The organism is Methylobacterium sp. J-090, assembly GCF_022829345.1.
Lineage (GTDB): Bacteria > Pseudomonadota > Alphaproteobacteria > Rhizobiales > Beijerinckiaceae > Methylobacterium.
Map to the genome: position 1 here is coordinate 13643 of NZ_JAKSXV010000089.1, position 14750 is coordinate 28392.

Annotated in this window: 16 protein-coding genes; 15 read left to right on the plus strand and 1 reads right to left on the minus strand. The window is 72.2% G+C overall.

All coding sequences use genetic code 11. The features are described from left to right. Positions 1-36: 36 nt before the first annotated feature. From MKK49_RS15140 to MKK49_RS15210, 15 genes are all read left to right on the plus strand, one after another. A complete protein-coding gene (locus MKK49_RS15140; protein WP_244029807.1) occupies positions 37-1581 on the plus strand; it encodes an ATPase, T2SS/T4P/T4SS family in 1545 nt (514 codons plus the stop codon). A gap of 99 nt (positions 1582-1680) precedes the next feature. Continuing rightward, the gene (locus tag MKK49_RS15145; RefSeq protein WP_244029809.1) at positions 1681-2613 is read left to right on the plus strand and encodes a type II secretion system F family protein; all 933 of its coding nucleotides are present in this window, start codon (positions 1681-1683) and stop codon (positions 2611-2613) included. 6 nt (positions 2614-2619) lie between these two features. Further along, positions 2620-3528: a type II secretion system F family protein gene (locus MKK49_RS15150; RefSeq protein ID WP_244029811.1), complete on the plus strand. Its 909-nt coding sequence runs from the start codon at positions 2620-2622 to the stop codon at positions 3526-3528. Beyond that, a complete protein-coding gene (locus tag MKK49_RS15155) occupies positions 3512-3979 on the plus strand; it encodes a TadE/TadG family type IV pilus assembly protein (RefSeq protein WP_244029813.1) in 468 nt (155 codons plus the stop codon). Before MKK49_RS15150 ends, MKK49_RS15155 begins: the two co-directional genes overlap by 17 nt. Beyond that, a complete protein-coding gene (locus MKK49_RS15160) occupies positions 3969-4589 on the plus strand; it encodes a TadE/TadG family type IV pilus assembly protein (protein ID WP_244029815.1) in 621 nt (206 codons plus the stop codon). Before MKK49_RS15155 ends, MKK49_RS15160 begins: the two co-directional genes overlap by 11 nt. Beyond that, positions 4586-6061: a pilus assembly protein TadG-related protein gene (locus MKK49_RS15165; protein ID WP_244029817.1), complete on the plus strand. Its 1476-nt coding sequence runs from the start codon at positions 4586-4588 to the stop codon at positions 6059-6061. The genes MKK49_RS15160 and MKK49_RS15165 overlap by 4 nt, the downstream gene beginning before the upstream one ends. Positions 6062-6135: 74 nt before the next feature. Next, a complete protein-coding gene (locus MKK49_RS15170) occupies positions 6136-6663 on the plus strand; it encodes a hypothetical protein (protein WP_244029819.1) in 528 nt (175 codons plus the stop codon). Further along, positions 6660-7274: a hypothetical protein gene (locus tag MKK49_RS15175; RefSeq protein WP_244029821.1), complete on the plus strand. Its 615-nt coding sequence runs from the start codon at positions 6660-6662 to the stop codon at positions 7272-7274. The genes MKK49_RS15170 and MKK49_RS15175 overlap by 4 nt, the downstream gene beginning before the upstream one ends. A gap of 424 nt (positions 7275-7698) precedes the next feature. Beyond that, complete coding sequence (locus MKK49_RS15180) at positions 7699-8196, plus strand: tetratricopeptide repeat protein (RefSeq protein WP_244029823.1); 498 nt, start codon at positions 7699-7701, stop codon at positions 8194-8196. A 189-nt stretch (positions 8197-8385) separates the two neighbouring features. Further along, positions 8386-9882 carry a type II and III secretion system protein family protein gene (locus tag MKK49_RS15185; RefSeq protein WP_244029826.1) on the plus strand — a complete coding sequence of 499 codons (1497 nt, stop codon included), beginning with the start codon at positions 8386-8388 and terminating at the stop codon, positions 9880-9882. Next, positions 9882-10223, plus strand: coding sequence for a hypothetical protein (locus MKK49_RS15190; RefSeq protein ID WP_244029827.1), 342 nt, complete (start codon positions 9882-9884; stop codon positions 10221-10223). Before MKK49_RS15185 ends, MKK49_RS15190 begins: the two co-directional genes overlap by 1 nt. A 72-nt stretch (positions 10224-10295) precedes the next feature. Continuing rightward, positions 10296-10892 (plus strand): acyltransferase, encoded by a 597-nt coding sequence (locus MKK49_RS15195; protein WP_244029829.1) that lies wholly within the window; start codon positions 10296-10298, stop codon positions 10890-10892. A gap of 127 nt (positions 10893-11019) precedes the next feature. Then, positions 11020-11244: a hypothetical protein gene (locus tag MKK49_RS15200; RefSeq protein ID WP_244029832.1), complete on the plus strand. Its 225-nt coding sequence runs from the start codon at positions 11020-11022 to the stop codon at positions 11242-11244. Between the two features lie 200 nt (positions 11245-11444). After that, positions 11445-11774, plus strand: a complete 330-nt coding sequence (locus tag MKK49_RS15205) for a DMT family transporter (protein ID WP_244029834.1) — start codon at positions 11445-11447, stop codon at positions 11772-11774. 93 nt (positions 11775-11867) lie between these two features. Then, complete coding sequence (locus MKK49_RS15210) at positions 11868-13097, plus strand: serine hydrolase (protein WP_313899169.1); 1230 nt, start codon at positions 11868-11870, stop codon at positions 13095-13097. Between the two features lie 11 nt (positions 13098-13108). Here MKK49_RS15210 and MKK49_RS15215 read toward each other — a convergent pair whose 3' ends face one another. After that, positions 13109-14698, minus strand: a complete 1590-nt coding sequence (locus tag MKK49_RS15215; RefSeq protein ID WP_244029836.1) for an HdeD family acid-resistance protein — start codon at positions 14696-14698, stop codon at positions 13109-13111. Positions 14699-14750 lie beyond the last annotated feature (52 nt).

Below are 14750 nucleotides of genomic sequence, written 5' to 3' on the forward strand. Positions count from 1 at the left end.
GCCGGCCGACACGGACCCGCCCTGCACGGAGCTGCCATGAAAGCCGGATTGTCCGATCGCTGGCGCACCGCGAAGGCGCAGGTGCCGCCAGGCCAGGCCGGCATGCCGCCAGGCCAGGCCGGCATTCCGCCAGGCGAGGCCGGTGTGCCGTCGGGCCGGTCCGAGGGGCCGTCCGGCCAGGCCGGGACGCCGCTCGGCCGACCTCCCGTGACGCCCGGCCCGGCCCAGGCGTCGGGTCCGGCCCGGGAACGGTCCGCGCCGGCGCCCGTGGCCGCGACCAGGGCCGTCCCGGCCCCCGAGCCGGCGCCGCGCTCGTCCCTGACCGACGCCAAGGTGAAGCTCCACGGCCAGATCATCGACGAGTTCAACCTCGCCCTCATCGACAAGATCTCGCCCGAGGACCTCGCCCGCCAAGTCGGACGCTTCGTCGCCGAATACGTCCTCAAGGAACGCCTCGCCCTCAACCAGCGCGAGCTCGAGGCGTTCTCGGCCGAAGTCCTCGACGAGATGATCGGCCTCGGTCCCATCGAGCCCCTGCTGAAGGACCCGAGCGTCACCGACATCCTCATCAACGGCCATCGCTCGGTCTTCGCCGAGCGCGGCGGCCAGCTCGAACCGACCCTGGTCCACTTCAAGGACGAGGCGCACCTCCTGCGCATCGTCAACAAGATGGTCGCGGCGGTCGGCCGGCGCATCGACGAATCCTCCCCCATGGTCGATGCGCGCCTGCCCGACGGGTCGCGCGTCAACGTCGCGATCCGGCCCATCGCGGTCGACGGCCCCCTGGTCTCCATCCGCAAGTTCTCGAAGCGCCCGATCTCCATGGACCGGCTGGTGGAGCTCGGCGCCCTGCGCGCACCCATGGCCGACCTGCTCAAGATCGCCGTGCGGGGCCGGATCTCCCTCATCGTCTCGGGGGGCACCGGCTCGGGCAAGACCACCATGCTCAACGCCCTGTCGTCCTACATCTCGCCGCGCGAGCGCCTCATCACCATCGAGGACGCGGCCGAGCTCCAGTTGCAGCAGCCCCACGTCGCCCGCCTCGAGACCCGGCCGCCGAGCGTCGAGGGGCGCGGCGAGATCCGCCAGCGCGAGCTGCTCAAGAACGCCCTGCGCATGCGGCCCGACCGCATCATCCTCGGCGAGTGCCGGGGCGAGGAAGCCTTCGACATGCTCCAGGCCATGAACACCGGCCACGAGGGCTCGATGACCACCATCCACGCCAACACGCCCCGCGACGCCATCGCCCGCGTCGAGCAGATGATCGGCATGGCGGCGGCCAACATGTCGGTGACCTCGATCCGCAGCCAGATCGCGTCCGGCGTGCAGCTGCTGCTTCAGCTCCAGCGCCTCAGCGACGGCCGCCGCCGGGTCACCAGCATCGCCGAGATCACCGGCATGGAGGGCGACGTGATCCAGATGCAGGAGATCTACCGCTTCGTCCGCGAGGGCATCGACGAGCGCAACCAGGTGCTGGGCAGCTATCGCGCCACGGGGGTGCGGCCGAAGTTCCTGCAGGAGCTGAAGGCGCAGGGCCTGGACATGCCGGCCCAGGCCTTCGACCCGTCGGTGGCCCTGTGAGGCCGCGTCACCGAGAGACAAGTCACCGGGAGGCAAGTCACCGAGAGACAAGTCACCGAGAGACAAGTCGCCGGGAGGCAAGTCACCGGGAAGAACGCCATGGCTGAGCCCTGGGCGATCTACCTCCTGATCTTCGTCTGCTCGGTGGTGGCGGTCCAGCAGCTCCAGGTGGGGCTGGCCGGCGCCCTGCGCGGCCGGAAGCGCCGGCGGCAGCGGCGCGCGGACCTCGACGGCCCGGCGGTCGCCGCTCCCGCCGAGTCCCTGCGCCGCCGCGAGGCCGGGAAATCCGCCCTCGTCATCGGCTGGAATCGTCTGCTGCTGCAATCCGGCACGCGCAAGAGTTCCGCGGCCCTGGCCGGACGGACCCTCGGCCTCGCCGTCCTTCTGCTGCTGGTTCTGCCGGTTCCGGGGTTCTGGCTGCGCCTCGCCGCGAGCCTCGGCGTCGCGGGCCTGCTGTGCCTCATGGTGCTGCGCATCAAGCGGGCGCGCCGCCTCGCGCGCTTCGGCGAGCAGCTGCCGGAGGTGCTCGACGTCATCGTCCGGTCGTTGCGCGCCGGCCATCCCTTGCCCGTCTCGCTGGGCCTCGTCGCCCGCGAGACGCCCGAGCCCGCCGGACCGGAATTCGCCCTCGTGGTCGACGAGATGAACTACGGCCGCAGCATCGCCGAGGCCCTCGACGGGCTCTACCTCCGGGTCGGCCACCCCGAGCTCGCCTTCGTGGTGGCGGCGATCTCCATCGCCAACCAGACCGGCGGCAACCTCGGCGAGGTCCTGGCGCGCCTGTCGCGGATGCTGCGCGAACGCTTCCGCCTGTCCCGGCGCGTGCGGGCGCTCACCGCCGAGGGGCGGTTCAGCGGCTACGCGCTCAGCGGCCTGCCGATCATCCTGTTCGTCGTCATCAACCTCGTCAGCGCCGCCTACTACGCCGAGTTCTGGGTGAGCCCGTCCGCCAACACGATCTTGGGCGTCGCCATCGTCCTGCTGCTGCTCGGCAATCTCACCATCTACCGCCTCGTGAACTTCAAGGTCTGACGTGGCATGAGCGTCGTCCTTCTCGTCACCGTGCTCGCCTTCGCCAGCGTGGCGCTCGCGCTCTACACCGCGACCTCCGCCCTCTCCCGGCGCGAGCGCGTGCGCCGCCGCTACGGCGGGCTCGGTGCGCCGGCCGCCACCGCCGAGGAGGTCGAGCGCGACCAGGAAAGCTGGCTCGACATCGATCCGGCCCGCCTCGGCCTCGACGTCGATGCCCGCCGCGCCCTGCGGCGCGAACTCATCCGCTCGGGCTTCTTCGCACCCTCGGCGGTGGTCATCTTCACCCTGGCGCGCCTCGGGCTCCGCGTCGGCCTGCCGACGCTGGGCACCCTGGTGGTGACCCGCTTCCTGCCGAGTTCGGGCCTCGCCGAGGCGGCGCTCATCGCCCTCGTCCTCTTCATCGTCGCCCATTACCTGCCGCGGGCCTATCTCAGCCGGCGCCAGCGCCACCTCGAGATCCGCTACCGCGCGGTGTTCCCGAACTTCCTCGACATGCTGGTGGTCTGCATCAATGCGGGCCTCAGCCTCGACGCCGCCCTCGACCGCGCGTCGGGCGAGATCGGCGCGTCGGATGCCGAGTTCCGGGCGAATTTCGACCTGATGGCCGGCGAGATGCGGGCGGGCAAGAGCACGCCGGAGGCCCTGAAGGCCTGCGCCGAGCGCCTCGGCCTGCCCGAGGCGCGCTCCTTCGCCGCCCTGCTGCAGCAGACCATCGAGCTCGGCACCGACGTGTCGCTCGCGCTCACCACCTTCTCCGACGAGATGCGCGACCGGCGGATGTCGCGGGCGGAGGAGAAGGCCGCCTCCCTGCCGCCCAAGCTCACCCTGCCGCTCGGCCTGTTCATCTTTCCCGTGGTCCTCATCGTGATCCTGGCGCCGGCGGTGATGAAGGTGCTCCGTGCCACAGCCCCTTAAGCCCCTCGCCGGTGAGCCCCTCGCCCGACGCCTGCGGGCCCTGCGCGACGAGGATTCGGGGGCGGCGATCCTCGAATTCGCCCTGCTGCTGCCGATCCTCGTCGTCCTCGTGTACGGCTGCTTCGAGGTCGGGCGCGCGCTCCTGGTGCGCCAGGCCATGGAGGGGGCCGTGCGCGCCGGCGCCCGAATCCTCGCCCAAGTTCCCGACGCCGCCTGCGAGGCCGGCTGCCCGCCCGGCGCGGCCCGGGCGGTGCGGATCACGGAGAGCCAGATCCTCGCCAATACCGGCCTGCCGCCCGGGGCGGTCACGGCGGAGCCGCAGCCCGACCCGCCCGCCGGCACGGTGGCCATGCAGGCGAGCGTCGCCTTCGACGTGATGTTTCCGGGCCCGGTTCCGCTCCGGCGCTGGACCCTGAAGGCCCGGCATCAGGAGCCGCACGTTGGCCAGTAGCCTGACCGCCTTCCGCCGCAACGAGGACGGCGCCGCCCTGGTCGAGGCCGCCCTGGTGCTGCCGATGCTGCTGATGCTCGTCTTCGCCCTGGCCGACCTGTCCCTGTACTTCTGGCAGCGGGGGCTGGCCGCGAAGGCGGTCGACCTCGGCGTGCGGGCCGCCATCGTGGCCGATTCCGTGGCGGAGGGGCCGGGCCTGACGCCCGCCGACAGCGCGGCCTACTGGTACGGGCGCCCGCCCGGCGCCCCCTGCGGGGCCGGCGGCGAGGCGGGCCAGTGCCCGGTCTTCCGGGTGGTCTGCGATCTCGCGAGCGGCTGCGTCTGCCCGGGAAGTTCGTGCCGGTTCGGATTCTCGCAGGCGAACCTCGCGCCGATCCTGCTGGCGATGCGGGCGGTGCTGCCGCGCCTCGAACCCGCCAACCTGCGGGTGACCTACGCCACCAACGGCCTCGGCTATGTCGGTCGCCCGCCGCCGGTCCCCGTTGATGTCACCGTGCAGATCGTCGATCTCGCGTTCGATCCGATCTTCGCCGGGCTGCTGTTTTCCAAGGCGCTGCCGCTGCAGGCCACCGCCACCCTGCCGGGCGAGGATCTGGTGACCCGCCGATGAGATCCCGCTGCCTGCGCGCCTTCGGCCGGACCGAGGACGGCTTCGTCCTCGTCTTCGCCGCCGTCTGCATCCCGGCCCTCCTCGGCCTCCTCGGCCTTGCCGTTGACGGCACCCGCCTGATGACTTTCGACACCCAGCTCGCCGCGACCGTGGACGCCGCGGCGCTCGCCGCCGCCGGTCAGCTCGACTGGACCGACGGCGCCATCGAGCGGGCCGTCGCCGCCGGCAACGCCCTCACCAACGGCGTCGCGTTCTCCCGGCGCAACCGGGCGAGCCCACGCCTGTCCTTCCGCTTCGCCGCGACGCTGGCGGACCTGCGCGCCGACCCCGCCTACACCCTGCCGGACACGGAGGGCGCGCGGGCCGTGTTCGTCGAGGCGACCACGGCCGAGTACACCCTGACCGCCAGCCTGCTCCAGGTTCTGGGCACGCCGATCCGGCGCCGGGCCGTGGCGGAGGCGCAATACTACGCCTGCGACGTCACCCCGATGGTGATGTGCCAGTCCGACCCCGAGCGCTTCGCCGCCGCGGCCCGGCCCGGGCGCCAGTACTACCTGCGCATGGACGGCAACATCGCCAACGGCTCCGTCGTCCCCCTCGACCGGCCGGACGATGCGGCGAGCCGCACGACCCTTCGCACCCTCGCCTCGGACGCGCCCGCCTTCTGCTACGGCCAGGGCGTGGCCCTGCGGCGCAACATCGCCCCGCGCGACTTCGACGACGCGCTCAACATCCGGTTCGACCGCTACTTCAACGGCATCGCGGCGGTGGCGAGCGATCTTGCCGCCTTCCCCCCGGCCCCGAACGTGATCCAGGGACGCCACCTCCAGGCCTGTTCCTCGCCGCCCTCGTCCGGCGACGTGAACCCGCCCTACCACCTGCCGCGCGACGCGGCCTACCGGATCGTCCGGCCGTCGGCAGCCTACGACCAGGGCCTCGGCGACTGGGCGGTGACGGCGGCCTATGGCGGCTTCGGCGAGATGTCCGCGGCGCGGGCCATCGACGAGTACATCCTGTGGAATCACGCCGACAAGGACCGGACCTTCCAGACCGCCCTGCGCGAGGCGCCGACGCGCTACGACCTCTACCTGCGCGAACTCGGCCTCACGCGGGCGACGGAGTCCCAGCCCGTGGTCACGCGCGGCAACCGGCTCATGGGCAAGACCATGCCCACGGGCGGCCCGCTCACGGGACCGTACGCCTTCGTGCGCGAGAGCCCGATCCCCATGTGCTATCTCGGCGTGCGCCCGGCCAGCGATGCGCGGCGCCGGGTGCTCTACCTGTCGATCGCCGATTGCCGCGATTTTTCCGCCGATCCGGGCCCGGCCCGCCTGTCGCGCCACGTGGCCAAGGTGTTCCTCACGGAGCCGGTGAGCGGCGGCGGACTGCTCGTGGAACTCGTCGCCATGCTCACCCCGCGGGCGGACGACGGCAAGCTCCGGCCGGTGGTGCAGCTCGTCGAGACCCACTGACGCCGGTCCGTCGCGGCCGGGGTGGGGCCGCCGGGGCAAACCTCGCCTTAACGACCGTGGGGCCAGGATGCGCCATGTCGCGTGCCCTGAACGCCCAGACCTTCGGCTCGCTCGTCGTCATCGGCGCCTTCGCGGCCGCCGAAGGCGCCGCCGCCTATCTCGCGGCCTGCCCCGGATCGAGTCTGGCGTGGTACCTCAACCTCGCGGTCTTCCGGCCGTTCGAGGCGGCCCGCGTGGAGACCTCGCCCCTGCACGCCCTGTTCGGGATCGACGCGCTCCGCAACGCCGCCGCGCTCGCGGCGATCACCCTCGCGGTTCGGGTCCTGCGGTTCCGGTTCGGCGTCGCCGCCATCGCCAACCTGTGCTTCGTCTTCGCGGCGGCCCTGACCTACGCCTGGCTCGGCCTCGGCGGACCGCTCCGGACCGTGTCGCTCCTGCCCGTGTCGCTTCCGCCCATGGCGGCGATCCAGGGGCCGGATTTCGCCGTCCTCGCGGTGATGCTGGCGAGCTCGTTCCTCGCCTTCGCCATCAGCCACCTGTCCTTCGCCGGGCGCATCCGATCCGAGCGGCGCCGCGACCCCGCCGGCGCCGGCACGCCGTGAGGCCGCGCGGGTTCGGCGCGCTCCTGCTGGCGCTGGCCGCGACCCCCGGCCCGGCCCTCGGACAGGACCGGGATGTCCCCCCGCCCCGGGGGCCGGACCGGACCCTCACCCTCGGGGGGGACGGATGGGTCCTGGAGCGGTTCGGCCGGGACCTCGCCGTCCTGCGCACCGGTGCGACGCCCCCGTCCGGCCCGGCCGGACTCCTCGTCCTGTCCTGCGAGGGCGGCGAGCGGCGCTGGCGGTTGAGCCTTCCCCAGCGCCTCCTGCCCGAGGGGGATTCCTCCACCACCGGCCAACTGCTCGCGCGCCCGTCCGGATCGGCGGGGCGATCCCCCCGCGCGACGATCGGTCCGGTCCAGATCGCCGACGGGCGCGTCCTGACCCTGACCGAGGGTCGGGCCGCCGCGGGCGCCTTCGTGCCGGCCTTCGTCCGCCTGCTCAGGGCGGGACCGAGCCGCATCGACCTCCTCCTGCGCAGGGCGGGCCCGGGGCGGCCCCCGGTTCTGTTCGGATCGACGATCCCCGCCATCGTGTTCGCGCCGGTCGTCGGGCGCTCGGACATCGTCGCCTTCGACGACTTCCTCGCGACCTGTGTCGCGGCCCCGCGCTGACGAGCCGGCGCCGCACCGACGGGCACGCGCGGCATTCCCGCAACGGCCGGTCCGAAACCGCGGGACGGGCGGGCTGCGCGCTTGGTCGGCCCCGCCAAGTCTGCCATGAGCAGGCGCGAACGTCGATCGGCACCGGGCGCCCCGAACGGGAGAGATCAGCCTGCGGTCGCGGCCTGTGTCCGGCCGAAGGCCGACCGTGCCGGCACGGGACCCGAAGATCACGGGACCCGAAGATTCCGAGCTCCGGGCGCCTCGCGACACGTCCGGACGGACGTCGTGAAACTCTTCGCCTCGGCGGCCGTATGGGAGACACCCGGAGTGTTGCGAGCGGCCCGATGCTTCTCCCCAGCCTTCGGGCCGTCTTGGATACAAGCCGGGCCGTTCGTGTGGCAGTGTCGCCGCTGGGTCCAGGGATAACGAGTGGATGACGGCATATCGCGCAGCGCGAGCCGCGGGACTCTTCGCCTGCCTGTGGCTGGCCGGGTGCCAGACCCGGTCGGACGAGGGCATCGCCCTGGTTCCAGGCGTCGAACCCACGTTGCCGGCCACCAACGAAGCCTATCGCGTTGGCCGGGTGAACCTTGCGGCCGGCAACAACGGCCTAGCCGAGCGCAACTTCCGGCAGGCCGTGGAGGTCAACAAGGACGACGCGGCCGCCTGGCTCGGACTCGCGGCGGCCTACGACAACCTCGGGCGCTACGAGCTCGCCGACCGGGCCTACGACCAGGCGACGTCCCTCAGCGGCGAGACCCTCGAAATCGTGAACAACCGCGGCTATTCCTACATGCTGCGCGGCAACGGCAAGCGTGCCCTCGGCCAGTTCGAGCAGGCCCTGGCCATGGACCCCAGTAACACTGTGATCCAGAACAACATTCAGATCCTGCGCTCCGCCCGGCGCCCGACCCGATCCGCTCCGTTCTGAGCCGATATCACGATCTGATCGTTCGATCCGCGCGGAAGCGTTGCCCGAACGCCTCTCTTCTCTCGATAAAACTGTGGCACTCAGCACCGGATCTTGTGGCAGCCACGCCGGCACGCTTAACCTGATCTTAACCAGAAGGATGTTTGCGTGATCGGTTGCCGGCGAAGGGCTCGACTGACATTTCGCCGGGTGTTCGATCTCGCCGTCGTGCTGTCGTTGACGGCCGGCGCGCTCCCGGCGCAGATCGGCGTGGCCCAGGCCCAGGCCCAGGTTCGCGCCGTGCCGCGCACGGGCGGCAACGCGGTCCTCAGCCGCCTGAAACTCACGATCAACAAGTCCCAGACCGTGAAGGTCGGCAGCGCGTTCGCCGACGTCCTCGTGGGATCGTCGGAGATCGCCGACGTGGTGCCCATCAGCGACCGCACCCTCTACGTCCTCGGCAAGCGCGCCGGCACCACCAACGTCTCCCTCATCGATTCCGAGCGCAAGCTCGTCGGCCTCATCGACGTGGAGGTGCGCCCCGATACCGGCGTCATCGAATCCCAGGTCCGCCAGAGCACCGGCGATCCGGGTTTGCGCGTGGAGAGCCAGGGCGACCGGGTGATCCTCGGCGGCGTCGCCGGGGACGCGGTCAGCGTCGACCGGGCCATGCAGGTGGCGCCGCCCGGCACCCTCAACCTCACCCGCGTGCGCTCGCCCCAGCAGGTGATGCTGAAGGTCCGGTTCGTCGAGGTGAACCGCAACGCCGGGCGCGAGTTCGGAACGCGGTTCGAGTTCGGCGGGCGCAGCACCCTCGCCAGCGTCGGCGCCTTCGGCGGCCAGACCCCGGTGTCGTCCTCCGGCGGCGTGCTGTCGGGGATCGTCGGCTCGGCGGTCAATGCCGCCACCACGGGCGGCGTCCCGTTCGCGAGCCTCGTCCAGGGGTTCCGCGGCAATTCGGGGCAGCTCGACCTGTTCGTGAGCGCCCTGGAGACGAAGGGGCTCCTGCGTCGCCTGGCCGAGCCCAACCTCATCGCCATGTCGGGTGACCGGGCCGAATTCCTGGCGGGCGGCGAGATCCCGATCCCCATCGCCAACCAGACCTCGAACGGCGCGCCGCAGATCACCGTCTCCTACAAGGAGTTCGGGGTGAAGCTCGGCTTCACGCCCACGGTCCTGCGCAACGGCATGATCCACCTCCAGCTCGAGCCCGAGGTGAGCGACATCGATCCGACCCTGTCGGTGGCCGTGGGCGGCGGCATCTCCGTGCCGGGCCTGACCAAGCGCCGGGCCAAGACCAACGTCGAACTGCGCGACGGGCAGAGCTTCGCCATCGCCGGCCTGCTGCAGACCAACTCCACCCGGTCCATCGAGCAATTGCCCTGGCTCGGGTCGATCCCGGTGCTGGGGGCCCTGTTCCGCTCCTCCGAGTTCCAGGAGCGCGAGACCGAGCTCGTGGTGATCGTGACGCCGTCCCTGGTCAATCCGGCCCGGCCCGGCCAGATGCTGGCGACGCCCCTCGACACCAGCACGCCGGCCAACGACGTCGATTTCTTCGTCAACGGCCAGATGGAACTGCGCCGCAACATGCGCCAGTTCGTGAACCAGCGCGGCGGCGCCGTCGGCCCGCACGGCCATATCCTTCCCGACCGTTCCCTGCCCACGGCCGTCGCCGTCCCGCAGGGGACCGTGCAGGCGCTCAACTGATGCGGGGCGCACCCCTTCGTTCGGCGCGACGCCTGCTGCTGCCGGCCGGGGTGCTCGCCCTGGCCCTGTGCGCCTCGGGCTGCACCGACTACCTCAAGCGGCGCGATACCCTGACCCTCGAATCCGGCGAGGCGGTGCAGGCCAACATGGCGGTGCACGTCATCGACCCGGCGCCGCCCGCCTCCAGCCGGATCGTCCGGGACATGGATGGCGAGCGGCTGCAGCACGGCATCGAGCGCTACCGCAATCCGCAGACCGGCTTCGGCGGCGGGGGCGGCGTCTCACCGGTTCCCGTCGGGGCGACCACCGCGCCGCCCGTGGGCAATCCGCTCAACCGGTAGGCCGACCCGCCCTCTGGACATGTCCGGGCGCCCACTCCATCGGATGGGCGGCGCGGGATCACAGGAGCCGCCATGCCTGTCAGGCTCGACATCGAGTTCCCGGACGACAACACGGTCACGCTCGCACCGAAGTTCCTCGACGAGAGCAACGCCGTCGTGACGATACGCGGGCGCGGCAATCGCCTTCACGTCGAGGCTCCCCTCGTTCCGAACGCCGCCGCGTTCTCCCTCACCGGGGGGGCGACGGTCATCGTCGGGATGGATTCGAACCTCAACGGCCTCACGGTCTCCGCCTCGGCCGAAGGGGCCGTGGTCGAGATCGGCGCGTGGTGTTCGTTCAACGGCCGCAGCCAGATCACGGCGCATGAGCGCGCGACCATCAGGATCGGTGCGTTCTGCCTGTTCGGAGACGGGTGCCGCATCGCGTCGAGCGACGTCCACAAGGTGCTCGACGTCGTGACCCGCGAACGCCTCAATCCCCCCGGCGACATCACCATCGGCGATCATGTCTGGGCGGCGGGCGACGTGACGATCCTGCGCAACGCCGTGATCGGCCGCGACACCGTGGTCGGCGCCGGCTCCCTGGTCCGAGGCGCCTTCCCGTCCAACGTCTCCCTCGCGGGGGTTCCGGCACGGGTGATCCGCACGGGCGTCACCTGGGAGTTCTGAGGCTTCGCCGCGGGCCCGCGTCTCCCCACGCCTCGCCTCCCGGGACACCACCCTGTTTTCGGAACCGCGGCCCGCATCGGCGCTTGCCCCCCTGATGCCGGCGTCCCGTCCGGCCACGAGGAACGCCATGTCGAGCGATACGGACAAACATCGGGCGCTGCTCCAGGGGCTCAAAGCCGCTATGGGCGAAGGAGCCTCGGGCAAAGGAACCGGCGCTTTCGAGCAGGCCGTCACCGCCGCCTTCGAGCACGTCTTCGAGCACCTGGAACGCTTGAACTCCCACGTCTCCGAGGGCGGGCACTCCGGTGAGGATCGCCCGTTGAAGGACGGCGAATCCTCGACCCTGCGCTAGGCCGGCCCCGCGCCGCCCACGGCGCGGAGGCCCCCTCCCCCGGGAAAGCGGCCCGCGAAATGTCCGATCGGGGCCGGTCCCCGCCCGGAAGCGGGCTCCGGGACGGTCCACACCGGACCTTAACGACCCCGGCCGTCCTAATCCGGCGCAGGCGGCAACCGGCGTTCCGTCGGTCGGCCGCTTCCACGGACGCCCCGCGCATGAACCCCTACCTGCTCCTCGCCTTCGCGATCGGCGCCGAAGTGACGGCGACGCTCGCCCTGAAAGCCGCCGATGGGCTGACCCGCCCGGTGCCGACGCTCATCATGGTGCTGGGCTACGGCACCGCGTTCTGGCTGATGTCGAACAGCATGAACATGCTGCCGATCGGCGTCGTCTACGCGATCTGGGCCGGGGTCGGCATGGTCGGCGCGGCGCTCGGCGGCGCGGTCCTGTTCGACGAGCCGATCACCCTCCCGATGATGGCCGGCATCGCCGTGATCGCCCTCGGCGTCACGATCCTCGCGTCGGGCCAGACCGCGCCGCACTAGATCTTTCCTCGGCCCCGTTGCCCGCGCTCCCGTCATCCGCCCCGAGGCGTGGACGCGGCGGCGAATATTCCCCCTCGTGAAGGCTGCCCCCAGGTGCGTCCGAATCCCGAGCGCCCTGCGCGGCTCCGCCCCCGGCTGGTCGGCCCGGCCCTCGTCATCGGTCTTCTGGGCGGCCTGCCGGGCGGCCTGGCCTGGACGGCCACCGCCCTCATCGGCGTGCCCGATCCCGTCACCCTGGCGGCCCTGGCCATCGTCAAGCCCTCCGCCGTCGGGACCTGGTTCGCGAGCCGGCCGGTGGCGGCGTCGCCGACCCCGCGCGTGCTGCCGGCCCAGCCCCGCCCGCTCCCCGAACGGGTTCCGTGGAAGGGCGCGGCCGTGCCGCTCGCCACCGTGCTGGCGGCGACCCGGACCAACGCCTTCCTGGTGACCCAGGACGGCATCCTCGTCCACGAATGGTACCGGCCCGGCTTCGACCGGGCGACGCGGTTCCCGTCCTGGTCCGTAGCGAAATCGGTGGTGTCGCTGCTGGTGGGGCGGGCCATCGCGGACGGCCGGCTCAAGGAAACGGACCCCGTCTCGGCCCTGCTGCCCGACCTGAGCGGCGTGCCCGCCTTCGGCCGCATCACGGTCCGCGACCTCCTCGACATGACGAGCGGCCTCGCGGTGCCGGAGAACTACGATCCCTGGAACCCCCTGGTCGGCACCGCCGGGATGTACCTGACCCGCGACCTGCCCGCCTTCGTCAAGGCGCACGCCGCCCTGTCGTCGAGGCCCGGCAGCCGGGGCCGGTACCGCAGCATCGACACGGAGGTGCTCGGCCTGATCCTCGCCGGCCTCCACGGCAAGCCCTTGGCGGATCTCCTCGCGGAGCAGATCTGGCAGCCCATGGGAGCGGAAGCGGACGCCACCTGGAATCTCGACGCGCCGGGCGGGACCGAGAAGGCCTTCTGCTGCCTCAACGCCGTCGCCCGCGACTTCGTCCGCCTGGGACTGATGGTGGCCGATCACGGCCGGGTCGGTCCGGTCGGCATCGTTCCGCCGCACTGGATCGAGCGGATCGCGACGCCGGCGCGGCGGGCGGTCGACGGTTGGCCCTACTCGGCGCAGTGGTGGCACGTGCCGGACGGCGACGACGACATCGCGGCCATCGGCGTCTACGGCCAGTACATCTACATCAACCGCGACACCGGAACGGTGATCGTCAAGCTCAGCGACCACGGGGCCGAGCAGGACGAGGCGGAGACCCTCGCGGTGATGCTGTCCCTGTCCCGCGCGCTCTCCCGCACCCTCGCGCCGCCCCCCCGGGAGCGCGGGGCGGACTGAGGCGGATCCCCTCAGGCGACCTTCGCCGCCGTGGGCTCCGCCGCGGCCAGCCCGCGCTTGCGCGCGATGGTCTCCGCCCGCCAGTTGCGCCGGAGGCGCCGCCGGACGCCGTGCCAGCCGAGGGCCGGCACCGGCGAGACGGGATCGATCAGGGCGCTCAGGGCGCGCGCGTAATCCAGCACGAGGCCGGGGGTCCACGTCATCGCGCCGGCGCCGTTGCGCATGAGCGCGGCCGCCCAGAATTCCGGGCTCAGCGCCGCCCGCGCCAGCCGGCGCCACGGCGTGCCGTCGCGGCCGAAGCTGCCCTCGACGGCGGCGTCGAGGGCGTTGGCGACCCCCGTCGAACAGTTCCGGCCGACGAGGTTGTAGGTGGCGTCCCGGCGATACGCGTCCCAGAACGCGCGCAGGCGGGCGCCGTCGACGCCCCGGAGGGTGACCGTCACGGTCGCCTCGCACCAATCGTCCGCCTCGGCGCGGTAGCTCGGCAGGAAGCGGCCCGGCACCTCGTTCTCGGGCCCGGCCCGCAGGGTCGCGCGCAGGTTGTCGGGCGAGCGGTCGATCTCCACGGCGGGGTAGTGGCTCACATACAGGGGAGCGCCGCGCAGGGACTCGTCGTGAAGGGGATCGCCGCTCCCGCCGGGCGATCCCGCCCATTCCAGGGCGGCGTGCCCCGTGGAGATGTGGCCCCCGCCGTTCACCGAGACGACGTAGCGGTGGACGAGCCGCTGCCGGGCCGGGATCGTCGCCGTCCCGGTCGGCGTCCAGACATGGACCGTGACCATGTCCGACCCGCGGTCCGAACCACGCTCCGAATCGCGCACCGGCATGGAGGCCCCGAGGGGTTCCGGCGGGCGGCGCAGGCGCAATCCGAGGACCGTGACCTTGATCCCGGACAGCACCAGGAAGGTGCCGATGCTGAACCCGACGGTGCCGGCGTACCAGGTCGGCCAGGGCTGCAGGGTCAGGAGCCCAAGAATTGCGCCGAGGCTCCCGTGCGCCACCGACCAGCGCCAGCCGGGAAAGCGCAGGACGTGCGAGAGCACGATCCGCGACAGGCCGTCGAACAGGAAGGCCGTGCCGAACAGCATCGCGAGGAGGAAGGTGCTCGAGGCCGAGGCGAGAAGCGTCAGGACGGCCACGACGAGGAGCAGCGCGGCCTTGAGCAGGCGCAGGCGGCGCGCGGCCCCGGTGGCGACGAGGCCGCGCACCAGCGAACTCAGCGCCTCGAACACCAGGAGGAGGCCGAACCAGCGATCGGGAACGTGCGTGGCGCCGTCGAGGGCATCGATCACCAGGGCGCCGCCGAGCGCGGTCCAGACTAGGCCCGCGCCCGCGACGATGCCCCAGCGCCGGTGGACCGCCTCGCGCCCGACGAGGAGCAGCCAGAGCGGCAGCGCCCGCGGCTTCGCCGGAGCGCCGGACGGCGTCGCCAGCATCCCCGCGACGGGGTCGCTCCCGCGCTCGGCCGCGGCGAGGCCCAGGACGGCCTGCGCCTTCGGGCCGAGGGCCGCGGAGTCGGGCGCTCCCTCACCGGGGCCGGCACTCACCGCGCTCCTCGGCGCGTCACCGGTCCGGTGGCTCGGCTTCGACGGGGAGGTCACGCGAAGGATCCCCCGGACGCGCCGTCGCGGGTCACCGGATGGACCGGGCGCG